The sequence below is a fragment of the Streptomyces sp. NBC_01669 genome (assembly GCF_026339735.1).
Taxonomy (GTDB): Bacteria; Actinomycetota; Actinomycetes; order Streptomycetales; family Streptomycetaceae; genus Streptomyces; species Streptomyces yanii.
This window is the reverse complement of sequence record NZ_JAPEQG010000001.1, coordinates 603,234-625,953: the sequence shown is the minus strand read 5'-3', so window position 1 is coordinate 625,953 and position 22,720 is coordinate 603,234. Positions and strand designations below refer to the sequence as shown.

Here is a 22,720-nt window from a genome sequence, read left to right as displayed (position 1 = left end):
CGTTCAAAAACGGTCACACCCTGTGGACAGGGCCGGTTCGCAGAGTGAGTGGGAGTGCGCTTCCGCCGCGCCGCACCGCGACGATCTCGGCCATGATCGACACGGCGGTCTCCTCGGGTCCCCGGCCGCCGAGATCCAGTCCGATCGGCGAGCGCAGCCGTGCGATTTCCGCTTCGGTCGTGCCCTCCGTGCGCAGTCGTGCGAGACGGTCCTCGTGCGTCCGGCGGCTGCCCATGGCTCCGACGTACCCGGCCCGGCTGCGCAGGGCGAGGGCGAGAACCGGCACGTCGAACCGGGTGTCATGGGTCAGCACGCACACCGCCGTCGCAGCGTCGACCAGGTCCTCATGGGCGTGGAACCAGCGGTCGGGCCGGTCGGTGACGACATCATCGGCCCTCGGGAAGCGTTCGGCCACCGCGAAGGCGGGCCTGGCGTCGCAGACGGTCACCCTGTGGCCGAGCGCGGCGCCGATGTCTGCCAGGGGCCGGGCGAACTCGACCGCGCCGAAGATCAGCAACCGTGGCCGGGATGCGAAGGACTGCACCAGCAACTCCTGCTGGGGTGCGCAGCCGGTGTCGTCGGTCGAGCCGTCCCCGCTGGTCACGAGCCCGCTGGCGCCGCGGCCGAGCATTCCCTCGGCAGCCAGGGTCGCGGCCCGGTCCGCGCGTGGGTCGCCCAGTGAACCCGTCGCCGTCCCGCCGCCGACGACCAGGCCGCCGGCGCTGTCGAGGGGGGTGACCAGAGCGACCGGCGCGCCGGCCGCGATGTCGGCGGCAAGCCGGCCGAGCGGTACCTCCGGACCTACCTCGCGGACCAGTACCTCGATCGTTCCCCCGCAGGTCAGGCCCACCGCGAAAGCGTCCTCGTCGCCGACTCCCCAGCGCTCGACCGTCGGGGCGGCCCCCGCGAGTACTTCCTCCGCGATCGCGCAGACGGCGGCTTCGACACAGCCGCCCGAGACGCTGCCGACCATGCGACCGTCCTCGGACACGAGCATCGACGCGCCCGGACCGTGCGGGGACGATCCCCAGGTCCGCACGACGGTCGCCATGGCGAAGCGGGTTCCGGAGCGCTGCCAGGCCGCTGCCTGGTCGATGACGTGTCGCATATTGCTCTCCTCGGGCAGTGAAATCTCGGGCAACCTCTTGCCAAGAAGAAACTTTAGTGTAAATCATTTCAGGTATTAGATAGATCTCGTCGTGTCGAATGCCACGACGCGACGACGACCCGAGAGGTCCGGTGGCAGCAGGTTGAAACCCACATCCTTCGACTACACCGCCCCCAACACTGTCGGCGAGGCGGTCTCCCTCCTCGCCGACGAGGAGCGGGAGGCCAAGGTCGTGGCGGGCGGCCAGTCCCTGATCCCCATGCTGAGCATGCGCCTCGCCAGACCCGAGCTGCTCGTGGACATCACCCGCATTCCCGAACTCGGCCGCCTCCATGTGGACGAGTCGGGCAACCTCCGCATCGGAGCCGCAGTACGGCAGGCCCACGCCGCTGCCGACAACGCGGTACGGGACGGATGGCCGCTCCTGGCCGCCGCGATCGGCCACATCGGACACCCGCAGATTCGCAACCGCGGCACCGTCTGCGGCAGCCTCGCCCACCACGACCCGGCCGCCGAACTGCCCACCGCGGCACTGGCCCTGGACGCCCGCTTCGTGATCACCGGGCCGCGCGGCACCCGTACGGTCCTCGCCGAGGACTTCTTCGTCGCCACCTTCTCCACCGCCGTCGACGCGGACGAGCTCCTCACCGAGGTCGTGTTCCCGCCGCCCCCGGCACACCACGGCTGGGCCTTCGAGGAACTGACCCGCAGGCACGGCGACTTCGCCACCGTCGGCGTGGCAGTCGTCCTGGAAAGGGACACCGCTGCGGGCACCGTCCGCACGGCCCGCGTGGTCTTCTGCGGCGCAGGCCCCGTCCCGGTACGTCTGCCCGCCGCCGAGGACGCGCTCGTGGGCAGCGACGCCGGCGAGCAGGCCCGCGCCGCCGCGGCCCGCGCCGTGCTGGCCGGCCTCACCCCTTCCGACGACGTCCACGCCACTGCCGAGTACCGGCGCGAGGGCGCCGCCCATCTCCTCGTCCACGCCTGCACCACCGCCTGGGAGCGCTGCTGATGACCCCCTCCGTCCCCACCCCGCTCGCCGCGCGCACACCGCCGCTCGCCGAGCCCTCCGCCTGGCACGAGATCGGCCTCACCGTCAACGGACGACCAGTCACAGCCCAGGTCGAGTCCCGCCTGCTGCTCAGCGACTTCCTGCGCGACCGGCTCGGCCTCACCGGCACCCATGTCGGCTGCGAGCACGGGGTCTGCGGGGCCTGCACCGTCCTCGTCGACGACGAGCCGGTGCGCACCTGCCTGACCCTGGCCGTGCAATGCGCCGGTGCCGAGATCCGCACCGTCGAGAGCCTGGCCCCCGCCGATGCCCCCCTCACCCCCGTGCAGCGGGCCTTCCACGAGTGCCACGGCATGCAGTGCGGCTTCTGCACGCCCGGATTCGTCATGACGGCGACCGCCCTGACCGAGCAGTCCGAACGCCCCGACGAGGAACAGGTCGCCGACGCGCTCAGCGGGCATCTGTGCCGGTGCACCGGCTACCGCAACATCCGCCGTGCCGTGTGCCAGGCACTCGACGAGCGATTCGGGGAGTGACCCGCATGTCCCACGACTTCGACCGGGCCCGGCCCGGCAACGGCGGCTGGATCGGCCGTTCCGTCCCACGCGTCGAGGACGACCGGCTGCTTCGCGGCAACGGCCGCTACGTCGACGACATCGCCCTCCCCGGCGCCGTCGAGGCCGCCTTCCTGCGCAGCCCGCACGCCCACGCCCGTATCGAGTCGGTCGACGTGACCGCGGCCCTCGCCGCACCCGGCGTCGTCGCCGTGTGGACCGGCGACGACGTGGCGGACCTGCCCGCGATGCTGAACAAGGAGGAACTGCGCACCCCGCCGGGCCTCGCCGAACTCCTGGACCCGGTGGTCCGGATGACGCCCATGCCACTGCTTGCCCGCGAGAAGGTCCTCTACGTCGGCCAGCCCGTCGCCGTCGTCCTCGCCGAGAACCGCTACCTTGCCGAAGACGCCCTGGAACTCGTCGAAGTGCGGTACGCCCCGCTGCCCGTGCTCGTCGACCCCGAACACGCCCTGACCCCGGACGCGCCCCTGCTGCACGAGGATCTGGCGGACAACACCGCAGTCGCCGTCGCCACTCGCGTCGGCGACCCGGAAGCGGCGTTCGCCGGCGCGCACGCGGTGGTGAGCGAGCAGTTCGATGCCCACCGCTATGTCGCGTCGCCGATCGAGACCCGTGCGATCTCGGCCCAGGTCGATCCGTACAGCGGCCGGCTGACCGTCTGGTCGGGCACCCAGACCCCGCACCGGTTGCGGGACGCCATCGCCCACACTCTCGGCCTGGAATCCGCCACGGTCCACGTCATCGCGGCGGACGTCGGCGGCGGCTTCGGCCAGAAAGGCATCCTCTACGTCGAGGAACTCCTCGTCCCGCACGCCGCCCGTCGCCTCGGCCGCCCCGTGCTGTGGCGCGAGGACCGCAACGAGAACCTCACCGCCTCCTCGCACGCCCGCGAACAGATCCACCGCATCGAGCTCGCCGCGGACGCCGAAGGCCGCCTCATCGCCGTACGCGACCGGATCACCGTCAACTTCGGCGCGTACAACATGACCGGCCTGGTCGTGCCGTACAACTCGCTGTGCCATCTCCTGGGTCCCTACCGCGTCCCGAACGTGCACATCGATGTCGTCGGTGTCCTCACCAACACCACCTTCGCCACGCCCTACCGGGGAGCCGGCCGCCCGGAGACGGTGTTCGCCATGGAGCGGGCGATGGACCGGCTGGCCGCTGAACTGGGCATCGAGCCCGAGGAGCTGAGGGCCCGCAATCTTGTGCGGCCCGACGAGATGCCGTACGCGACCGGCCTGGTGGACCGCTCGGGCAGACCGCAGTCCTACGACTCCGGGGACTTCCCCGAACTCCTGCGCCGCGCCGTCGCGAAGGCGGACGTCGAGCGGGTACGCGCCCAGCAACGCGAAGGTGCCCGCGACGGCAAGCGAGTCGGCATCGGGTTCGCCATGTACATAGAGGCCACCGGCCTCGGACCGTTCGAAACCGCGCGAATCGACATCGCCCCGAGCGGCCGGGTGCGGCTCGCCATCGGCGCCCCCTCCCAGGGGCAGGGGCACCGCACGTCCATGGCGCAGATCGCCGCCGACGCCATCGGGGTGCCGCTCGATGCCATCGACGTGGTCGGCGGCGACACCGAGGCCACTCCGTTCGGCGTGGGCACCATCGCCAGCCGCGCCCTGGTCAATGCGGGCAACGCCACCCACCGGGCCGGCCGCCTCGTCCGCGAGAAGATCGTCGAAGCGGCGGCCCGGCGCCTCGGTGTCGCGGCGGACGGCCTCGACCTGAGCGACGGCGTCGTGCACGCGAAGGAGCCGGGCGGCCCGTCCATCAGCCTGACGGAACTGGCCGGGAAGGCACCGCTGCCCGGCACCCCCGAACCCACCGACGGCCGGCACGGCACCGAGATCAGCGAGACCGTGCACTTCCGCCCACCGGGTTTCGCGGTCGCGAGCGGAGCGCACGCGGCCGTCGTCGAGGTCGACGAAAACACCGGCGAGATCGAGATCCTGCACTACGTCGTCGTCCACGACGCGGGCAACATCGTCAACCCGATGATCGCGGAAGGCCAGGTCACCGGCGGCATTGCGCAGGGAATCGGCGGAGCACTGTACGAGGAGATGGTCTACGGCCCCGACGGCCAGCCCCGCACCGGCACCTACATGGACTATCTGGTGCCCACGTCCTCGGAGATCCCCGACCTCGACATGGACGAGATCTTCACCCCGAGCCCCATGAACGACCTCGGCGTCAAGGGCCTCGGGGAAGGCGGCGCGATCGCCCCGCAGGCGGTACTCGCCGGCGCCGTCGAGGACGCGCTGCGCCCCTTCGACGTGGTCGTACGCCGCGGCCCCCTCTCGCCGAGCCGGGTGCGCGCGCTCATCCGTACGGCAGCCCGCACCTGAGTCCGGCCCCACCTGAAACCGACTCCGCATCCACGTCCGGCCCGGGCCGGACGACTCCCCGATTGGACAACCATGCAGCTCGACCACACCTTTACCGTTCCGGCGGACCCCGACGACGCCTGGAAGCTCTTCCACGACCTCGACCGGGTCGCGCCCTGCATGCCCGGCGCCGTGCTGGACACCTTCGACGCCGACTCCTTCACCGGCCGCGTCAAGGTCAAGGTCGGTGCGGTACAGATGAGTTACCGCGGCGAGGGCACCGTCACCCGCGACGATGCCGCCCGCTCGATGCTTCTCGACCTCAGCGGGAGCGAGACCCGCGGCGCAGGCACCGCGTCGGCCACGGTCACCGCGACGCTGACCGCCGACCCGGCCGGCACTCGGGTGCGCGTACGCACGGACCTCGACATCACCGGCCGTCCGGCGCAGTTCGGCCGGGGCATCATGACCGAGGTCGGCGACCGCATCGTTCAGCAGTTCGCCACCCGCCTCGAAGAGCTGCTGCGGGACGCCGGGCCGACTGCGTCTGCGGTGTCCACGACGGGCACGACGAAAACGCTTCAGGGCCGGGTCGCGCCCGAGCCGGAGGCCATCGACCTCGGTGCCGCGGCGCTGCCCGTGCTGCTCAGGAAGGCTGCGGCGCCCACGGCGGCCGTGCTGTTCGCGGTGGTGGTGCTCCAGGTGCTGCGGCGGCGTTCCCGCAGGTGAAGCCCTACGGCGCAGGCACCCCCGGTCCCGGTTCTTCCCCTCAGCGGTAAGATTCTCAGGGCCGTGAGAAGTCTGCGGGAGCCGTGCGAGGGGTTGAGGATGGCTGGATCGAGGCCGGGGGACCGGGACGCCGTGGCGAAGGTGATCGAGGACTGGGCGCGCGAACGGCCGGAGCTGGACACCAGTCCGCTGGAGGTCCTCGCGCGGCTCCACCGCTCGTTCCTGCGCTACAGCACCAGGCTCACCACGTCGATCGAGCGGCACGGTCTGTCCGTGGCGGGCTTCGACGTGCTGACCGCCCTGCGGCGGTCGGGGAAGCCGTTCCGGTTGACGGCGGGCCAGCTCGCCGACTCCGGACTGGTGTCGTCGGCAGGGGTCACCCTGCGGATCGACCGTCTGGAGAAGGACGGCCTGATCGTCCGTGAACGGGATGCCGACGACCGCAGGGTCGTCTACTCGCGTCTCACGGACAAGGGCCTCACGACGGTGGACACCGTATTCGCGGAGCATCTCGACAACGAACGCCGGATGCTCGGAGGGCTGTCGCCGTCCGAACGCCGCCAGCTCGCGCGGCTGCTGCGCAGGCTGGAGGACTCGATCCTCGAATCCGACGAGGAGCCGCCCGGCGCCGCGCAGTAGTGGGCGTGCCGCAGCCCGGGCACCGGTGTGCCGGGTTCCGGCACTGACCGCCGCTCGTCCCCTGCCCCGGTCCCCCGACAGGCTCTCAGCGAGGACCGGGCGCCGGAACGGCCCCGAGACTGCCGAGCAGTTCGCCGGCTGTCGGCGTGGCACACATCTCGGCCGCCAGGCGCTCGGCACTCGCCCGGTACGACGGTTCCTTGAGTACCCGTTCGACGGCCGACCGCAGGCGGGCGACACCGTCCGGACCGAACCCGGCCGTCTCCTGCCCCGGTCCGTCCGCCGTGACGGTCAGACCTGCGCCCGCTCCGGTGACGAGCTCCGCGTTCGTCGGCTGGTCGGCGAAGAGGGGCACGCAGACCAGCGGGACACCGGCGGCGAGGGCGCCGTAGACCGTGCCCGAACCGCCGTGGCAGAGGATGAGGGAGGCGCTGCCCAGTACGTCGGCCTGGGGGACCCACTTCTCCAGATGGACATTGCGGGGGATCGCCCCGAAGTCCGACGCATCGGTGAGGGGACCCGTGGTCAGCAGGACGCGCGCCGGCAGCCCGCTCACGGATGCCAGCACCGCCCGGTAGAGGGCGGAGGCGTTCGGCATGCCGCCCACCTCGGTGCCGAGCGTGACGTAAACGAGCGGTTCTTCGCTGCCCTGCCACCAGTCCGGCAGAGCGTCCGGGGCGGGTGGCTGGTGGTAGCGCCGGGTCACCGCGTACGGCGAGGGGTCCAGGGACGTGGGAAGCCGGGTCAGATAGGGGGAGGCCCGGAGCCGTTCCCCGATGCCAGCACCGTACGAATCGAGTACCGGGCGGAGCAGTTCGTCGGTGGACTCGGCGAACTGCGCGGCAGAAACGGCGACCTGGGCATGCGGGACACCGTGGTGCTCGGCTGCCACCACCGACGCGAGCTCGTACATCTCGTGCAGGACGAGATCCGGCCGCCACTCCCGGCAGAGCTCCTCCATCGTCGGCAGCATGGCGGTGGTGCACAGTCTGCCGAACACCTCCCTGGTCATCAGGGACACGCCCTCGTCCGCAGGCAGCCCCAACACCCGCATCATCAGCGGCACGAGCTCGGCCTCCGGCGGCTCCCCGCCGATGCGGTAGGGCTGTTCCCGGGTCGCCAGTAACGGTTCGAGCCTGGGCGGTGCGACGACGAGGACATCGTCCCCACGCGCCGCGCAGGCGTCGATGAACGGGACAAGGGGGTTGAAGTGGCCCGATCCGCTGGTCGAGGCGAAAAGTACACGCATGGCACGACCCTAGGGATCGTCGCCCCACACCCACAGGACTGCATTGCGCCGACTTCCGGTACTCCGCCGCCGTCGCGCCTTGCTGTCCGCCCGCCGACCCCGGGAGGCGGCACGTCCCCATCGACAGGGCCCACGCGCAACCCGTCCGGTGGATTCGTGGTGCTGCAAGCAGTCGTACGAGGGAAGGAGAGTGAAATGCCTGAAATCTCCGCACCTGTGATCAAGCTCGTACGGCAGACCACCGAGCCTGTCGCGGCGCAGACCCTGCGCTCGACGGCGGCCGCGGTCATCGCGTATGTCGTCGCGGTGTGGACCCTTCCGCAGCCCGCACCGCTGACGGCTCCACTGACCGCGCTCCTCGTCGTCCAGGTCACCCTGTACGCGACACTGACCACGGGCATCCGGCGCGTCAACTCCGTCGTCGTCGGGGTGCTCATCGCCATCGGCTTCAGCGCCCTGGTGGGTCTGAGCTGGTGGAGCCTGGGTCTGACGATCTTCAGCTCGCTGATCATCGGCCGGATGGTGCGTGTGGACGAGTTCGTGCCGGAAGTCGCCATCAGCGCGATGCTCGTCCTCGGCGTCTCCCAGGTCGCCGCCACCGCGTGGGACCGCGTTCTGGAGACCCTGATCGGTGCGGGCGTCGGCCTGTTGTTCAACCTGCTCGCACCGCCCGTATGGGTGCAGAACGCGGGCGTGTCCATCGACGAACTGGCACGGGAGATGGGACGGATGTTCCGGGCCATGGGCGAGGACGTCTGCGGCCACATCTCCGTCCCGCAGGCGGCGGCGAGACTGCACGACGCCCGCAGACTCGACCACGACATCGTGGCCGTCGACGCCTCGCTGCGGCAGGCCGAGGAGAGTCTCCTGCTCAACCCCCGGATCCGGCAGGGTCTTCTGTACCGCATCGTCCTGCGTACCGGACTCGACACGCTGGAGATCTGTGCCGTTGTGCTCCGCGTGCTGGCCCGCACGCTGACGGACCTGGCCAAAGCCCGGACCGAGGAAACCATGTTCCCGGAGGACGTGGCCGCCTCGCTCCGGGAACTCTTCGCGCAGATGGCCGACGCCATCGAGAGCTTCTCCACGCTGATCACCACCCCGGTGTCCGCCAATGCCGAGGAGGCGGAGTCGCGACTTGCCGCCGCACTGGCCGCCAGCCGCGCCACGCGGGACGTGGTGGCCGACCTCCTGCTCGAGGACGTCCAGGAGCACCCCCGACAGTGGCAACTGCACGGCGCGCTGCTCGCCGAGGTCGACCGCATTCTGGATGAACTGGACATCGACAAGCGCGCCGAACGTCTCGGCGAGGAACTCGACCGCCACTCCGCTGAACTGCACGAACGCCATCCCTGGCTCGGCGCACTGCGGCGGCGGCTCGGCAGCCCCCGGGCCAGGCAGCCGACAGTCCCGGGAGCGTGAGGGCGAACCGACAGGGGACCGCGCGCCCCGCGACGCCCGAATGCCCTGGCCCTGCTGCCGCCCACACACGCGAATGCCCCCTGCAGGGCGGGTACTTCACACCAACGAGCGGCGCCCGGAGTCCGGCACGGCTGTTCGACGCAGGCGGACCCTGCAGCCCGGCCTTACGATGCAGGAGGGGAACCGGAAGCCTCAGAGCGCCGGGGCCGAGACCCGCAGGGTCCGCGGTCTCGCGCCTGATCACGGAGGCACGTCACATGGCACCTGACCAGATCCCAGGCATCGATCTCGCCGCGGCTCCCAGCGGGGCGGGATGTGCGGACTGCTTGGCGGGCGACGGACCGGGATGGTGGATGCACCTGCGCCGCTGCGCCGCGTGCGGCCACATCGGCTGCTGCGATTCCTCCCCCTCGCAGCACGGTACGAAGCACGCACGCGAGGCAGGACATCCGTTCCTGGCCAGCTTCGAGCCGGGGGAGAACTGGCTCTGGAACATCGAGACCGAGGAATACTACGAGGGGTTGGAGCTGCTCCCGCCCACCTCGCACCCGGTCGACCAGCCGACCCCAGGTCCCCAGGACAAGGTCCCCGCGGACTGGGAGCGGCAGCTGCACTGAAGCCGCGCTCCTCATCCACCGGCAGACATACGGGTCCTCAGACACGGATCGGTCGTCCCGCCTGGACAGGCGAGACGGTTGATGTCCCAGCCGGCGCGCCCCGCTCCGGCCTGATAGGCGCTTTCGTAGAAGGCGAGTACGGCCGCACGGGGATCGCTCTCGGTGCGGGCCGCGTCGTACGGCAGCACCGCCAGGTGGCTGCCGCCACGATCCACCCAGTGCGCCGACACCGGAGTGAGCGGTTCCTCCGCCAGCCGCGCCGGTTCGGGAGCGGTGTACGAGTAGAACGCGGGCGCGGCGAACTTGTCGTCACCGAACCAGAAACCGAAGCTGATCACTTCCCGGGAGTAGGCCTCCCGCGTCACGGGGTCGATCTGCTGGGGCTGGTCGATCTGACGCTCCGAAAAGCGGGTGTGGGCGATATCGAAGGTGTGCCAGAAATGGTGCACGGGACTGACTTTCCCCGAAAACCGCGCCGCGAATTCCTCCAGTACCAGCGCCACTTGACTGAGAACCTGCCAATACCGGTTGGCGTGTTCGGGATCGTATGTCGCGTGCTGGGTGTCCTCGGCGAACGGCCGGTCGGCGTCGGGCAGATCGAATGGCTTGGGCACGTTGATATCCACCTCGATGCCCAGCGCTTCCAGGGCGGCCATGACCTTCTTGTGGAAGGACGCCACGGACTGACCCGAAAGCGGGAACGAGACCGTCACGCCGTCCAGTCTTGTGATGACGAGGCGATGGCCGACGAAGTCGAAGTCCACCGTGAAAATCGGGTTGCCGTCGACCTGCCCCATGGGGCGGGTGGTGATACCGCGGCCAGTGAGGTGAAACGGAACGTTCCACCAGTGATTGCGCCGGACACTGGCCGCGAGTCGGATCTTTCCGATGACCTGCGCGAAGCGGTGGAGCGTCTCTTTGGTGTCACGCCACTCGGCGAGCGGCATGGGTGGGAACAGCTCCATCGCCATCACTTCTTTCGTGCTGCCGGACGGTCCCGGTGGGCGGGCAGGGCATTCTTGCGCACCATCATGGCCATGCCGAAGGCGTACGGCACCTCGTGCGGCCGTCGTGGTGTCGTTCGCGTGAACCTGCGCGACCTGGCCGGGGTGGGCGGCCACTCGTGCGCCGCAGTCGGCGCAGACGCGTGACGCGCGGCTGCTCCCGGTCGTCTCCCCGGGGACGCCCTTCCCGACGAGTCGGAGGCCCGAGTGCCTGCCAGCCGACGCCAATATCTGCTAAATGTCGCAATTTTGGCGATTAGGGGAAGCTGCTCGGCTGTCTGGATGCATGCGCAACCCTCACGAGTCGAGGCCTTACGCGCTGGGCAAATCGCCCTTTTCGGGCTGAGTGGTGAGAGTCACCTTTCGGGCGCGCGGGCGCAGCGGCGTGCCGCCCGGTTCCCTGCTGCGCCAAGAAAGTTGGCTTCGTGGGCCTGGGTGGATTGGGGGAAATTCCGCGACTCGATCTTGTAAATGAATTGTGATCGAGAAATGGGGGCTTGTTCAGGTCGGAGTTTCTCGCCTACGGTCACCGTCAATCCGGATGGAACGCCGAATCCTGCCGCCGTCCGGGAACCCGACCATTCACGTACGGCAGGAGCGGGGGACCCAGGCAAGCCGCCGATCCGGTATCCGGAACGGCTAGGGGTGAAGTCGTATTCCCATACGGCAAGGCAACTCCAGCCTCAACCCGACAGCTCACCTCGTAGGCGACGGAGAGGAATGCGCCATGCCCGCAATGGGTAACCACCGTCGTCGTAAGTCCGGTTCGCTGACTCGCGGAATCATTGCCGTGAGCACGGGCGGAGCCGCTCTGGCTCTTCCGATGATCGGGGCCACCGTTGCCTCGGCAGCGCCGGCGCAGCCTGTCACCGCCGTCGCCAAGACGGTGGCGCCCGCTGCCGCCCCCGCCAAGCCGACCGCCGTGCGGGCGGCTACGCCCTCCACCTATTCCGTGATAGCCGGTGACACCCTTTACAAGATCGCCCTGAGCCAGTCCGTGAGCGGCGGTTGGCAGCAGCTGTACAAGGACAATCGAGCGGTCATCGGAGCCGACCCCGGCAAGATTCACCCGGGCCAGAAGCTCACCATCGGCGCCAAGGCCGCGCCCGCGGCAGTCGAGTCCACGACGGCCGCGAGCACCGCCGCTGCTGTCACCTCCAAGCCCACGACGTACACGAACGACCTCGACGGCTGGATCAAGGAGTCGCTGGCCGTCATGGCCAAGCACGGCATCCCCGGCAGCTACGACGGCATCCACCGCAACATCATGCGTGAGTCCTCGGGCAACCCCCGGGCCATCAACAACTGGGACTCGAACGCAGCCAAGGGCACGCCGTCCAAGGGTCTCCTGCAGGTCATCGACCCCACCTTCCGGGCCTACCACGTGCCCGGTACGTCGATGGACCCCTACGACCCGGTCGCCAACATCACGGCCGCGTGCAACTACGCCGCCGCCAAGTACGGCTCGATCGACAACGTGTTCGGGGCCTACTGACCCCCGGTTGCGTTGATTCGGGAATGACGGGTGGCGAAGGTCCGATGGGGCTTCGCCACCCGTTCCCGTCGGTGTCGCGCACGGGAGACAATTCAGAAGTCGATCCGCATGACGGCCGGCCTGAGTGTGGGCCTGCTGACCTCGGCGAACCCTGCGTCGGCGAAAACGTCACGGGCGCGGCATGGAGCTCGCCCCGGGGGATGTGCACTCCCGGCCGTGTGATCATCGTTTGGCCTCGACCGCGCGAGCTCCGCGATCGCGCGCAATCGACCGTGGCGCGTGCGATCGCGCATGTGATGCCGCGCAGGCGGAAGCCCTTGCGAGTGACGAAGCAGGTCACTGCCCAGATGCTGTCGTCGGTCCTGTCCTCCTGCCGCCCGGTCCAGGGGACGCGGGCGCGGAGCAGACGGGGGTGGGACGTGCGGGGCTCGCTCGCGCACCACCCGACCGGCTCGTCGTCCAGACGGGCGACGAGACCGCGTGTCGAAGAGGTGCCGGCGTTACCGCACCGGTCTGCTCGCGCAGGCGCGCGGCGCGTTCGTCGAGGGGGAACGAACACCACCGGGGGCGGCCCGCCTGACGCGTGACGTTGCGTGTCCGGGCGCCTCGATCGGGTGCATATTACCCGCCGGTATGTAGTGACTTAACACGCAAACAGCAGTAGAACCAGTTTCACTCTGAAGAGAGTGAGGCGTGTCACATGAGTGACTCTACCATGCATGATGCAGGCCCCAAGGGCGTTTCGCGTCGAAGATTCATCACAGGAACTGGTTCTATTTTAGGAGCCGTGGCCCTCGCGGGTCACACCACCCCGGCCCAGGCCGGGGTCGGCTCCGCAGCCGCTCCGATCGACTCCGGGGCCCATGTCCCGGCCCTGGTGATCGGCAGCGGATACGGCGGCTCCGTCGCCGCACTGCGTCTCGCCCAGGCAGGCGTCGACGTGCACATGATCGAAATGGGCATGGCCTGGGACACCCCCGGCCCGGACGGCAAGATCTTCGCCAACACGACCTCCCCGGACAGTCGGTCGTACTGGCTCCGCACCAGGACCAAGCAGCCCCTCAGTAACTTCCTCGGCTTCCCCATCGACAAGAACATCACCCGCAGCACGGGGATCCTCGACGCCGAGGAGTTCGGCGGGATCACCGTCTACCAGGGCCGCGGTGTCGGTGGCGGCTCGCTGGTCAACGGCGGGATGGCGGTCACCCCCAAGCGCGAGAACTTCGGAGCCGTCCTCCCGTCGGTGGACGCCGACGAGATGTACGGCATCTACTACCCGCGCGCCAATGCCGGGCTCGGGGCCGGCACCATCGATCCGGCCTGGTTCGACACCGCCGCGTGCTACCAGTACGCCCGGGTCGGCCGTAAGCAGGCCGAACGTGCCGGCTTCCCGTTCGTCTTCGTGCCCACCGTGTACGACTGGGACTACATGAGGCAGGAAGAGGCCGGAACCGTCCCCAGGTCGGCGCTGGCCGGCGAGATCCTCTACGGCAACAACTACGGCAAGAAATCGCTGCAGAAGACGTACATCGACCGGATCAGAGCCACCGGCAGGGTCACCATCTCGCCGCTGCACAAGGTCACTTCGGTCGCCCCGGCGGCAGGTGGCGGCTACACGGTCGTCATCGACCAGATCGACACCGGCGGTGCCACCACGGCCACCAAGACGGTGACCGCCGACCGGGTCTTCTTCGCGGCCGGCAGCGTGGGCACCAGCAAGCTGCTGGTCAAGCTGAAGGCCACCGGCGCGCTCCCCGGCCTGAACAACGAGATCGGCAAAGGGTGGGGCGACAACGGCAACGTCATGTGCGGCCGGGCCAATCACCTGTGGGACCCGACCGGTAGCCTTCAGGCGTCCATTCCCACGGGCGGCATCGACAACTGGGCCGCCGGCGGCGCGTTCGCCGAGGTTGCGCCGCTGCCCACCGGGATCGAGACGTACGCCTCGTTCTACCTGTCCATCACCAAGAACCCGAACCGGGCCGAGTTCTCCTGGAACGCCGCGACGGGCACGGTCGACCTGAACTGGCAGACCGCCTGGAAGCAGCCGTCCATCGACGCCGCCAAGACGATCTTCGACAGGATCAACCAGAAGGAGGGGACGATCTACCGGACCGATCTCTTCGGCACCTACAAGATCTGGGGCGACCACCTCACGTACCACCCGCTCGGCGGCGCGGTCCTGAACCGGGCCACCGACAACTACGGCCGCCTGCACGGCTACGTGGGCCTGTACGTCATCGACGGCTCGCTGATCCCCGGCAACACCAGCGTCAACCCGTTCGTCACCATCACCGCGCTCGCCGAACGGAACATCGAGAAGATCATCGACACCGACCTGTGACGATCAATGGCCGGGCAGCGCGCACACGGTGTCGAGGCCCAGCACATGGTTGAGCCGGCCGAAGGCCAGCCATGATCCGATGCTCATGCTCAGTTCCACGATCTCGAGCTGACTGTAGTGCGCGCTCATCCGGGACCAGAACGCGTCGTCGAGGTTGTGGTGATCCAGGGCGTACCGCTCGGCGTATTCGGCGGCCAACCGGGTCCGGTCGTCGAAAGCGTCGGTGGTACGCCACTGGGTCACCGCGTCGGCGAATTGCCCCTCGACCTTCACACCGTCCCGTTCGGTCCGCCAGTCGAGGCAGAAGAGGCAGCCGTTGATCTGGGCGATCCGTAACCGCGCGGCTTCGAACTCGCGCAGTCCCAGGGTCGTGTGGGCGTACACCGACAGCGAGAAGTTCGATGCGGCGATCCCGATCCCTGGCACCATCTCGCCCCACACGTACTCGATCGCGTTTTTGCCTTCGGGGATGTCGATGTTCATGGATGTCTCCTTCCGAGCCTGCCGACTGCGGGGCGCAGCGGGACGTCGAGCGCGTCGTAGAGTCCTGGTTCCGCGTCCACGAGCCAGTCGATGGCGCTCACGAGCCGGCCGACCGCGGTGGCGTTCCCGCCCGCGGACCTGTTCTCGCCCTCGTCGGTGGCCTCGACCGTGACCTCGATGCGCGGACGGCCCTCGATGATCACTCGATGTGCGCCGTCCCCGTCGGGCGGCGTCGGCCAGTCCGGTGCGCAGGAGGGGTGGATGCGGGTGATGTGCTCGATGACGATGCGGGGTTCGCCCCCGACGATGCCCTGCACTTCGAACCGCACGGCGCCCTGCGTGCCGGCCTCGAACGTGCCCATTGTCCTGGTGCTCAGCGTGGCGTCGAGCGGGCGCCGGTCCAACGTCTCGCGGATGTCGTCGAGTTCGGCCCCCAGAGCCCTGGCCATCAGCCGTATCTGCCCACCCCACACCATGGTCGGGACGGTCGGTGCGAGCATCAGAGGCTCGTATTCCATCGGCTGACCCATGCCGACCAGGTACCGGACCGATTCCTCCTGGTCGTAGGTGGAGTAGTCGAAGATCTCCTGACAGCGGATCACGTCCACGGAGGTGCCGAGTCCACTGATCAGCAGCGGGAGTACGTCATTGCCCCAGCCGGGGTCGACACCCGAGACGAACAGCGAGCCGCCACCGGCCGCGATGGCGGCCAGCACCGGATCCCGCAGCTCCGACGGGGCGCCCAACTGGTCGTACAGGGCGTACAGCGCGGGGGTGACGACCACGGCCCCGGCCCGGATCGCCCTGGTGATGTCCGCGAGAGCCTCGTCGGGGCGGATGTCGCCGGACGCGGCGTACACGACGGCCCGCGGACCGGTGGCCAACACGGCATCGACGTCGCCGCCCGCCACGACCCCCAGCGGACGATCGAGCCCACCGAGTTCGCCCGCGTCGCGTCCCACCTTGTCGGGATTGTGGACGAGCACGGCGGTGAGCCGGAGCGCCGGATGGGCCTCGACAGCGCGGATCGCGGCGCGACCGACGTTGCCCGTGCCCCAGACAACCGTGGAAATCATGCGCGGAGGGTAGCGAGAGGACCTGTCACTTCCTAGTGCCGCGACGCGACGAGTTTTGCCGGGCGGAGCAGACGAGTTTGCCGGGCGGGGCAGGGGAGTCGGCCGCCTCTGCGACGCCCTCGGGCTGCGGCCGCCCACGTCCGCCAAGGCTGATGGGGGCGCCGTGCGGTCGGGCGCCGTTGGTCTCGCGGACGGTCCCTACGTCGGGGGTGTGTCGCTGAGTACGGTGTCGACGAAGCGGCCGCGCGGCACGGCATTGGCGGCGAACCACTGGCCCAGACGGTGCTCGGCCTCGGGGTGGACGAGCCCGGTGAAGCGGCAGCGCGAGGTGGCCAGCGCACCGGCCACCGCGTGTGTCACGGCCGGGGGAATGATCGTGTCCGTGAGTGGTGTGGCGAGGACCGCGCGGGTGGACAGGGAGCGGAAGACGTCGAGTGCCGGAGACCTGCGCCAGCTGTCCGGCGTGCGGATGATCTCGGTGAATCCCGCGCCGAAGGGAACGGACCATGCCTCGGGCGCGTAGACCGCCGGCGCGCACAGTCCGATGGAGACGACCCGGGATCCGTAGTGCGCCGCCAGGTCGGCGACGGTCTGCCCGCTCATGCTGAATCCGATCAGCACCAGCGGGCCGCCGTCGGGAACACGACTGTCGATCACGGCTCGGGCCTGGGCGAATCTGCGCTCCAGACTCAGTTCGCTCAACCGACCGGAGCTGTCGCCGTGCCCGGAGAAATCGAAGGCGAGAGCGTGATGTCCGCGAGCGGCGAAGTCCGACAGCAGACCGGTGAGGCGTGACGTGTCGCTTGTACCGGCTCCGTGCAGGAGTACGGCTGTGGGGCGAGCGAGCAGGGTGGGGTGCGACATATGCGGGACTGCTGCCACGCAACTCAGAGTCTCGCCGTCGCACTTCAGCGTGAAGTGCCGCAGTGTGCTGCACCCCGGGCTCGTGTGGTCCGTGCCGGTCATGCCGCCTCGGCCTCCAGCCGGCTGGGAGCGCTGCGCGGCGAGCGGAGCAGGCCGGCTGCGCACGATGCCACGACGCAGAACCCAAGGGGCAGCAGGAAGGTCAGGTTGAGCGGGAGGAAGTGTGTCAGCGGTCCGATGACGGCAGGACCGGCCAGCATGCCGAGATAGCCCAGACCGGCGACACGCGAGACATTCGTCCCGGCGGCGCCCGGGTCGGCGTGGCCGGCGGCGCTGAAGAGCTGGGGGATGCAGCCGGACAGCCCGGCCCCGAACACGGCCCAGCCGGCCAGGGCCAGCGGGATCCAGGTGGAGAACGTGGCTGTCGTCAGCCCGACCGCGGCCAGGGCCGCCCCGTAGCGGAGGATGGCGACGGGCCCGAAGCGCATGGCCACTCGGTCGGTCAGCAGTCGGCCGATGGTCATGGCGGTCGCGAACGCACCGTAGGCGAGAGCGGCGGTGGCGGCGGTGGCGTTCAGGACGTCCCGCAGATGCAGAGTGCTCCAGTCGTTGGCCACTCCTTCGCAGAGCATGAGCATGAGCGCGAGCGCGGCCAGCGCCCAGATGCGGCGGGATGTCCGGTGCGCCGGTTGTGTCACACCGGCGGAAGCCTTCTCGGCAGGGGAGGGGACATGTTCGGCAGACAGGAGCCCGCGGGCGGCGAGTGCGGCGACGGCGAGGCCGAGGACGGCCACTGAGCCGAGGGTCGCCGCCGGGCTCCAGCCCCAGCTGAGTGTGCGCGCGCCCACCAGCGCGGCAAGGACGCCGCCGATGGAGAAAGTGGCGTGGAATGCGGACATGACGGGGCGTCGGTAGCCCCGCTCGACCTGGATGGCGTGGGCGTTCATGCTGACGTCGAGGCAGCCGTTGCCAAGCCCGAGAAGTGCGAGTGCGGTTCCCAGCGTCCATGTGTCCGTGGCCAGACCCGGAAGGACCACGGCCGCGCTGCACAGAGCCGCACTCAGAGGGACGACGATGCGTGCGCCCCACCGATCGGTGAGCGGGCCCGTGATCCGCATCCCTGCGAACGCTCCCGCGCCGAGGATGAGCAGCAGCCAGCCGAGCACGGCATGACTGATGCCCACGTGGCGCTCGACAGCAGGGATGTGGACCACCCACATCCCCAGGACGAAGCCGTTCAGGGCGAAGTAGGCGGTCGTGACCAGCCGGCCGGTCCGCAGCGATCTCTCCATATCGACGAACATATCGAACATCTTTGATGTTCGAAAGCTTGCGTTGCGAACGCTGGTGGTGTTCCATCGCTGATGTGGCGAGCACAGAGCGACTGAGACGGATCACCGAGGCGGTACGCGACGCGGGCAGTGCCGGCATCGCGGAGCTGGCCGCCCTCACCGGCGCGTCGGAGATGACCATCCGCCGCGACCTGGAGACCCTGGCCGAGCAGGGCATTCTGGAGCGATACCGCGGAGGAGCGAGGAGTCTGCTGCTGCGCGGCGACGAACCCCCCTTCGGGCTGCGGGCGACGGAGGGGCTGGAGGCCAAGCGACGCATCGCCTCCGAGGTTGCCGGGCTGATCGCCGACGGGGAGTCCGTCGTCCTCGACAGCGGCACCACCTGCCTGGAAGTGGCCCGCGCGCTGGAGCACCGCCGCCTGACGGTCATGCCACTGTCCCTGCACGCGGTGAACGCACTGACCGGAGCACCGGACCTCACGCTGCTGGTGCCCGGTGGCCGCCCCCGGCCGGGAGAGCTCGCACTCACCGGCCCGCTCGCCGAGGCATCGCTGGCCGCCCTGCGTTTCGACACCGCGGTCGTCGGCTGCTGCGGGCTGAACGCCGCGAACGGCCTGACCGCGTACGACTTGGACGACGCCGCCGTCAAGCGGGCCGCGATCGCGTCGGCCCGCCGTGTCATCGCGGTCACGGACGGCGCGAAGCTCTCCCGTACCGCCCTTGCTCTTGTCGCGCCCGCCACCGCACTGCACGCCGTCGTCACCGACGAGGCCGCGCCCGAGGCAGAGGTCGACGCACTGACTGCGGCGGGCGTGCACGTGAGACAGGTATGACCTGAGCGTCAGTTGAACAGTACGCGCACGTCACTCCGTCTTCCGTCCCCGGGCGGCTCAGCCGTAACGGTTGAAGAGCGTCTGGAGATACTCCTCCAGCCTGCTGGTGAGCAGAGCCTGGGTGAGGTCGTCCCGCCCCAGTTCGCGCCAGGGCCGGGCGACCTTCTCCGCGTCCGGTGCGTAGGCGAGCGCATCCAGCATCCGCCAGTACAGGTGGGCTGCGGGATCATCGTCCGGTCCCCCGCCCACCATCGATATCGGCCGGCTCGCTGCCCACCCTGCTGAACTGCGCCGCTCGCGCGCCGACGCGGACCTGGCGTTGCGGGTCCTCGGCTCCGGCCGTTCGCCGCGCCGTACCGCTTGGCTGTCGGACGTCTATGCGGCCTTGCTGCCACAGGAGTTGACGGACCGCATCGTCGCCGAAGTCGATCTTCCCGACGGCCCCCGTCGTCCATCTGCGTGCCTACGACACGCAGCACAACACCTTCCGCTACCGCCTCACGCGCCCGGCCCCAGTGGCGGGCATCGGTCTCCACGACCCGAAGGCCGGAGACCCGAAGGCGGGATTCGAGGCCATGCTTGCAGCTGCGCCGGAGACCGACCGACTCCTGACCCCGGTCCGGCTGCCGCTGTGACACACGTACGGTCCACGCCCTCGCGACGGCGGAATGATGAAAGAGTTCTCGGTGCAGTGGGACACGCCGATGTCCGCGTGTCCGAATGTCCGTATGCCGACGATGGGACAGATTCCATGCCTCTCAAAGGTGAGTACGAGCCGAGCCCCGCACAGTGGGTCCGCGATCAGGTCGAGCTGTTCGAGAGCTCGGGCGGCACGGAGGGGACCACGATGCGTGGTCTGCCAGTCATCATCCTGACCACGCGCGGAGCCAGGAGTGGAAAGATCCGCAAGACACCGCTGATGCGGGTCGAGCACGACGGAACGTATGCCGTGGTCGCCTCGCAGGGCGGCGCTCCCCAGCACCCGGTCTGGTACCACAACATCACGGCGGACCCTCGGGTGGAACTCCAGGACGGCCCGGTCCGGCAGGACATGAATGCCCGTGAGGCCACCGGTGAAGAGAAGGCCGTGTGGTGGGAGCGCGCGGTCGAGACGTTCCCCGACTACGCGGACTACCAGCTGAAGACCGACCGGCAGATTCCCGTCTTCGTCCTCGAGCCGGCGGCCCAGAGCCACTGACCACGACAACGAGGAGGCACTATCCGGGTATCCGGCACCGAGGACCAAGGGAACAGCCGTCGGTGCTGAGCCGTGACCTTGATCGTTCGGATGCTCCAGTTCCTGCTCGCTGAGGCGGAACGCATCTCTCCCGGGGCTCGACAGGGTGGCGAAACTCCGCTCTCCCGGGGGTGAGCGGGCCGTCCGTGCGTCGGATGCGGGCAGGGGTGGACCTGCGGTGCAGTTCGCCGTGCGTGGCGGCCCCTTCGGTGTCGGCGAAGGGGCCGGTACAGCGAGGCCCCCGACGGTGTGTTGCCCGCGTTCCCGCCGGTCTCGATGACCCGCGACTCCTGTCCTTTCCTGACGCGTGTGCAGCCCGGTCACGGCCCCTCTCAAGTCCGTCCGCAGCGGCTTCCTCGCGGAGAACAGCTCGACGCACGGAGCCAACTCGCAGAGAGCAAGAGTCGACCTGGGCGGGGACACACCGCGCGGACCGGCGCGCTTGTGGCCCTCGTGGAAGGAACCCGGACAGGACACAGGGCACTCGTGGGCGAGTCACGGCTTTGGTTCGCCATGCTGTACACCGACCTGCAGTGATTGCGCACGGTCACCCTCCGGGGTGCGGCGGAGAGAGGGCACTGATTGGCTGCGACGTGTTCCCACCCCCTCCCGTCCCCAGGAGCGATCATGAGCGTTGCAGGCGAGTCCGCCAGTCGTGCGCAGCAGACGCAGGACAAGGTCCGTGAGCTGAACGAGCGTGCCGAGCACACGAGCGATCCCATGGAACGCCGTAGGCTGCACGACGAGGTCCGACGCCTACTTGAGCCCATACAGCAGGGCGGACGCGCGGCCGAGAACAGGCCCGGACGCCGTGCCGGCAGTCAGAAGGACGAGTTCCCGCCCCAGTGACGCACCGTTCGCGTCCAGCGGTACCGATGGCCTCCCCCGACCTGCGGGGGAGGCCATTCGTGCCCGCGAAGGACTCTCGGCCGAATCATCCCCTCAATGGCATAGCCGATGGTGCGTTTCCGCGACGCGGCTCAGCCACGCTGGTAGGCGGCGAGGAGGAAGAGCCAGATCTCGCTGACCGTCGGGAAGCAGGCGGCCGCGTGCCACAGCCGCTTGAGCGGGACCTCTCCAGTGACCGCCACGGTCGCCGAGTGCAGGAGTTCGCTGACGCCGAGGCCGACGAAGGTGACTTCGAGCAGGACGTTCCGGTCACGGTCGACGACGATCCGGGTGTGGCCCTGGTACGGCCCCGTGAATGGAACAGCGGTTCGCGCCAAGGGGTTGATCTTGTCGGCTGCTCGGTCTCCGTGGCCTGGAGGACCTGGTCCTGACGGCGTTGCCGAAGGCCGGCTTCCTCGGGCGTCAACGGATCGTCCGGGCGTCGGATGCGGACTCGGCGGGAGCGAGGAATGTCGTCGGCGTCCGGGAGGTCGGCGAAGTCGGCGTGCGCCCGGGCGACGGCCTCGGGGCACGCCTCCCTCCGCTCGTAACAGCGTTGACCCTGATCATCTGGAGCTCTCCACAAGCGGCCATGGGTGATGGTCGCGCCACCCATCAGTGCTACCAGCCCAGCGGCGGCCACCGGGGCCGGGACCTCCGCCACGCCAACGAGCGGCGGGAGGATGAGCCCGAGGGCGACGAGGACTTCCAGCGCGCCGATGAGCCGGACCGGCCTGGTGCCGAAATACTCGGCCCGGCCCGGCCCGGCCCAGCCCAGACCGGAGGCGGCGAGCTGTTGCGGGGTACGGCTGAGATTCATCGCCCCGGCCAGCAGGAACACGGCCGCCAGCGCACCCGTGACGATCCACGAAAAGATGTTCGTCGACCCTCACCACTTCATCCAGTAACTTCAAGGTTGTAGTAAAAATGCTTCCGGATCACTTCATGCTTGAAGTATGGTGAGGGCATGGAAGATCCACGGGAAGCCTCCGAGCCGCGCTGGCTCGACGCCGACGAACAGCAGCACTGGTACGCGTTCGCCTACGTGCTGACCCAACTGCCGGCCGCGCTGGAAGCCCGGATGCAGCGGGACGCGGGCATCAGCCACTTCGACTACGTGGTCATGTCCGCGCTCTCGATGGCGCCGGAGCGCACCCTGCGGATGAGCGAGGTGGCCCAGTACGCAGGCAGCACACTCTCCCGGCTGTCGAATGTGGTCGGCCGCCTGGAGAAGCGTGGCTGGGTGCGCCGCCACCCCGACCCCTCCGACGGCCGCTCCACCCTGGCCACCCTTACCGACGAGGGCCAGGACAAGGTCGCCGCCGCGGCCCCCGGCCACGTCGACGCGGTGCGCCGCCTGGTCTTCGACCCGCTGACCAAAGCACAGCAGCGTCAGCTCGGCACCGCCTCCCAGCGCATCCTCGGCGCCATCCAGGCCCCGTGTCCCACGGACTGGGCCCCGGACGGGGCCACCCCTGCGGCCGACCGGGACTGACCCCGGCGCCCCTTCCCTTCCTTCG

At 69.4% G+C, this 22,720-nt stretch carries 20 protein-coding genes, 3 pseudogenes and 1 riboswitch; of the genes and pseudogenes, 13 read left to right on the top strand and 10 right to left on the bottom strand.

Translation table 11 applies throughout. The annotated features are described in order from the left end of the window. Positions 1-13 precede the first annotated feature (13 nt). A complete protein-coding gene (locus OG972_RS02885; protein WP_266978104.1) occupies positions 14-1,108 on the bottom strand; it encodes an XdhC family protein in 1,095 nt (364 codons plus the stop codon). Between the two features lie 142 nt (positions 1,109-1,250). Here OG972_RS02885 and OG972_RS02880 point away from each other — a divergent pair, with 142 nt between their 5' ends. The 5 genes from OG972_RS02880 (at position 1,251) to OG972_RS02860 (ending at position 6,396) form a co-directional block, all read left to right on the top strand. Beyond that, positions 1,251-2,120 (top strand): xanthine dehydrogenase family protein subunit M, encoded by an 870-nt coding sequence (locus OG972_RS02880; protein ID WP_266978103.1) that lies wholly within the window; start codon positions 1,251-1,253, stop codon positions 2,118-2,120. Then, positions 2,120-2,656: a (2Fe-2S)-binding protein gene (locus tag OG972_RS02875; RefSeq protein WP_266978102.1), complete on the top strand. Its 537-nt coding sequence runs from the start codon at positions 2,120-2,122 to the stop codon at positions 2,654-2,656. The genes OG972_RS02880 and OG972_RS02875 overlap by 1 nt, the downstream gene beginning before the upstream one ends. 5 nt (positions 2,657-2,661) lie before the next feature. Next, positions 2,662-5,049 carry a xanthine dehydrogenase family protein molybdopterin-binding subunit gene (locus OG972_RS02870; protein ID WP_266978101.1) on the top strand — a complete coding sequence of 796 codons (2,388 nt, stop codon included), beginning with the start codon at positions 2,662-2,664 and terminating at the stop codon, positions 5,047-5,049. Between the two features lie 72 nt (positions 5,050-5,121). Then, positions 5,122-5,757 (top strand): SRPBCC family protein, encoded by a 636-nt coding sequence (locus tag OG972_RS02865; protein ID WP_266978100.1) that lies wholly within the window; start codon positions 5,122-5,124, stop codon positions 5,755-5,757. A gap of 99 nt (positions 5,758-5,856) precedes the next feature. After that, a complete protein-coding gene (locus OG972_RS02860) occupies positions 5,857-6,396 on the top strand; it encodes a MarR family winged helix-turn-helix transcriptional regulator (RefSeq protein ID WP_266978099.1) in 540 nt (179 codons plus the stop codon). An 85-nt stretch (positions 6,397-6,481) separates the two neighbouring features. Here OG972_RS02860 and OG972_RS02855 read toward each other — a convergent pair whose 3' ends face one another. Further along, positions 6,482-7,645 (bottom strand): glycosyltransferase, encoded by a 1,164-nt coding sequence (locus OG972_RS02855; protein ID WP_266978098.1) that lies wholly within the window; start codon positions 7,643-7,645, stop codon positions 6,482-6,484. A 195-nt stretch (positions 7,646-7,840) separates the two neighbouring features. On the opposite strand from OG972_RS02855, the gene OG972_RS02850 reads away from it, so the two are divergent. Both OG972_RS02850 and OG972_RS02845 read left to right on the top strand, forming a co-directional pair. Next, positions 7,841-9,067, top strand: a complete 1,227-nt coding sequence (locus OG972_RS02850; protein ID WP_266978097.1) for an aromatic acid exporter family protein — start codon at positions 7,841-7,843, stop codon at positions 9,065-9,067. 257 nt (positions 9,068-9,324) lie between these two features. Continuing rightward, on the top strand, positions 9,325-9,684 hold the full coding sequence (locus OG972_RS02845) for a UBP-type zinc finger domain-containing protein (RefSeq protein ID WP_266978096.1): 360 nt from the start codon (positions 9,325-9,327) through the stop codon (positions 9,682-9,684). 11 nt (positions 9,685-9,695) lie between these two features. Here the strand turns inward: OG972_RS02845 and OG972_RS02840 are convergent, their stop codons facing one another. Further along, the gene (locus OG972_RS02840) at positions 9,696-10,649 is read right to left on the bottom strand and encodes a DUF5996 family protein (protein WP_266990248.1); all 954 of its coding nucleotides are present in this window, start codon (positions 10,647-10,649) and stop codon (positions 9,696-9,698) included. A gap of 576 nt (positions 10,650-11,225) precedes the next feature. Then, positions 11,226-11,411: riboswitch (cyclic di-AMP (ydaO/yuaA leader) on the top strand. 4 nt (positions 11,412-11,415) lie between these two features. On the opposite strand from OG972_RS02840, the gene OG972_RS02835 reads away from it, so the two are divergent. Together OG972_RS02835 and OG972_RS02830 are read left to right on the top strand one after the other, a co-directional pair. Then, positions 11,416-12,183: a LysM peptidoglycan-binding domain-containing protein gene (locus tag OG972_RS02835; protein ID WP_266978095.1), complete on the top strand. Its 768-nt coding sequence runs from the start codon at positions 11,416-11,418 to the stop codon at positions 12,181-12,183. Between the two features lie 700 nt (positions 12,184-12,883). Then, positions 12,884-14,527, top strand: a complete 1,644-nt coding sequence (locus OG972_RS02830) for a GMC oxidoreductase (RefSeq protein WP_266978094.1) — start codon at positions 12,884-12,886, stop codon at positions 14,525-14,527. Positions 14,528-14,530: 3 nt separating this feature from the next. On the opposite strand, the gene OG972_RS02825 is transcribed toward OG972_RS02830, so the two are convergent. The 4 genes from OG972_RS02825 to OG972_RS02810 form a co-directional block, all read right to left on the bottom strand. After that, positions 14,531-15,010: a carboxymuconolactone decarboxylase family protein gene (locus tag OG972_RS02825; protein ID WP_266978093.1), complete on the bottom strand. Its 480-nt coding sequence runs from the start codon at positions 15,008-15,010 to the stop codon at positions 14,531-14,533. After that, positions 15,007-16,086 carry a dihydrodipicolinate reductase gene (locus OG972_RS02820; RefSeq protein WP_266978092.1) on the bottom strand — a complete coding sequence of 360 codons (1,080 nt, stop codon included), beginning with the start codon at positions 16,084-16,086 and terminating at the stop codon, positions 15,007-15,009. Before OG972_RS02820 ends, OG972_RS02825 begins: the two co-directional genes overlap by 4 nt. Positions 16,087-16,284: 198 nt before the next feature. After that, complete coding sequence (locus OG972_RS02815; protein ID WP_323135842.1) at positions 16,285-16,968, bottom strand: alpha/beta fold hydrolase; 684 nt, start codon at positions 16,966-16,968, stop codon at positions 16,285-16,287. An 80-nt stretch (positions 16,969-17,048) separates the two neighbouring features. Beyond that, the gene (locus OG972_RS02810) at positions 17,049-18,242 is read right to left on the bottom strand and encodes an MFS transporter (RefSeq protein WP_266978091.1); all 1,194 of its coding nucleotides are present in this window, start codon (positions 18,240-18,242) and stop codon (positions 17,049-17,051) included. 74 nt (positions 18,243-18,316) lie between these two features. Here OG972_RS02810 and OG972_RS02805 point away from each other — a divergent pair, with 74 nt between their 5' ends. Next, positions 18,317-19,075, top strand: a complete 759-nt coding sequence (locus OG972_RS02805; protein ID WP_266978090.1) for a DeoR/GlpR family DNA-binding transcription regulator — start codon at positions 18,317-18,319, stop codon at positions 19,073-19,075. A gap of 57 nt (positions 19,076-19,132) precedes the next feature. Here the strand turns inward: OG972_RS02805 and OG972_RS02800 are convergent. Further along, positions 19,133-19,306, bottom strand: a pseudogene (locus OG972_RS02800) (aminoglycoside phosphotransferase family protein); the annotation flags it as partial. Between the two features lie 520 nt (positions 19,307-19,826). Between OG972_RS02800 and OG972_RS02795 the strand changes: the two are divergent. Both OG972_RS02795 and OG972_RS02790 read left to right on the top strand, forming a co-directional pair. Further along, positions 19,827-20,273 (top strand): nitroreductase family deazaflavin-dependent oxidoreductase, encoded by a 447-nt coding sequence (locus tag OG972_RS02795; RefSeq protein WP_266978089.1) that lies wholly within the window; start codon positions 19,827-19,829, stop codon positions 20,271-20,273. Positions 20,274-20,939: 666 nt separating this feature from the next. Beyond that, entirely contained in the window at positions 20,940-21,161 is a 222-nt protein-coding gene (locus OG972_RS02790) for a DUF6381 family protein (RefSeq protein ID WP_266978088.1), read from the top strand. 131 nt (positions 21,162-21,292) lie between these two features. Here OG972_RS02790 and OG972_RS02785 read toward each other — a convergent pair. Together OG972_RS02785 and OG972_RS49535 are read right to left on the bottom strand one after the other, a co-directional pair. Continuing rightward, a pseudogene (locus OG972_RS02785) lies at positions 21,293-21,505 on the bottom strand (pyridine nucleotide-disulfide oxidoreductase); the annotation flags it as partial. Positions 21,506-21,822: 317 nt separating this feature from the next. Then, positions 21,823-22,020, bottom strand: a pseudogene (locus tag OG972_RS49535) (DoxX family protein); the annotation flags it as partial. A gap of 147 nt (positions 22,021-22,167) precedes the next feature. Here OG972_RS49535 and OG972_RS02775 point away from each other — a divergent pair. Continuing rightward, a complete protein-coding gene (locus OG972_RS02775; protein WP_266978086.1) occupies positions 22,168-22,695 on the top strand; it encodes a MarR family winged helix-turn-helix transcriptional regulator in 528 nt (175 codons plus the stop codon). The last annotated feature ends 25 nt before the right edge of the window (positions 22,696-22,720 follow it).

Coding starts and splice junctions, on each gene's coding strand:
- OG972_RS02885 (WP_266978104.1), bottom strand. CDS start 1,108: ATGCGACACGTCATCGACCAGGCAGCGGCCTGGCAGCGCTCCGGAACC.
- OG972_RS02875 (WP_266978102.1), top strand. CDS start 2,120: ATGACCCCCTCCGTCCCCACCCCGCTCGCCGCGCGCACACCGCCGCTC.
- OG972_RS02870 (WP_266978101.1), top strand. CDS start 2,662: ATGTCCCACGACTTCGACCGGGCCCGGCCCGGCAACGGCGGCTGGATC.
- OG972_RS02865 (WP_266978100.1), top strand. CDS start 5,122: ATGCAGCTCGACCACACCTTTACCGTTCCGGCGGACCCCGACGACGCC.
- OG972_RS02860 (WP_266978099.1), top strand. CDS start 5,857: ATGGCTGGATCGAGGCCGGGGGACCGGGACGCCGTGGCGAAGGTGATC.
- OG972_RS02855 (WP_266978098.1), bottom strand. CDS start 7,645: ATGCGTGTACTTTTCGCCTCGACCAGCGGATCGGGCCACTTCAACCCC.
- OG972_RS02850 (WP_266978097.1), top strand. CDS start 7,841: ATGCCTGAAATCTCCGCACCTGTGATCAAGCTCGTACGGCAGACCACC.
- OG972_RS02845 (WP_266978096.1), top strand. CDS start 9,325: ATGGCACCTGACCAGATCCCAGGCATCGATCTCGCCGCGGCTCCCAGC.
- OG972_RS02840 (WP_266990248.1), bottom strand. CDS start 10,649: ATGGAGCTGTTCCCACCCATGCCGCTCGCCGAGTGGCGTGACACCAAA.
- OG972_RS02835 (WP_266978095.1), top strand. CDS start 11,416: ATGCCCGCAATGGGTAACCACCGTCGTCGTAAGTCCGGTTCGCTGACT.
- OG972_RS02830 (WP_266978094.1), top strand. CDS start 12,884: ATGAGTGACTCTACCATGCATGATGCAGGCCCCAAGGGCGTTTCGCGT.
- OG972_RS02825 (WP_266978093.1), bottom strand. CDS start 15,010: ATGAACATCGACATCCCCGAAGGCAAAAACGCGATCGAGTACGTGTGG.
- OG972_RS02820 (WP_266978092.1), bottom strand. CDS start 16,086: ATGATTTCCACGGTTGTCTGGGGCACGGGCAACGTCGGTCGCGCCGCG.
- OG972_RS02810 (WP_266978091.1), bottom strand. CDS start 18,242: ATGGAGAGATCGCTGCGGACCGGCCGGCTGGTCACGACCGCCTACTTC.
- OG972_RS02795 (WP_266978089.1), top strand. CDS start 19,827: ATGCCTCTCAAAGGTGAGTACGAGCCGAGCCCCGCACAGTGGGTCCGC.
- OG972_RS02790 (WP_266978088.1), top strand. CDS start 20,940: ATGAGCGTTGCAGGCGAGTCCGCCAGTCGTGCGCAGCAGACGCAGGAC.
- OG972_RS02775 (WP_266978086.1), top strand. CDS start 22,168: ATGGAAGATCCACGGGAAGCCTCCGAGCCGCGCTGGCTCGACGCCGAC.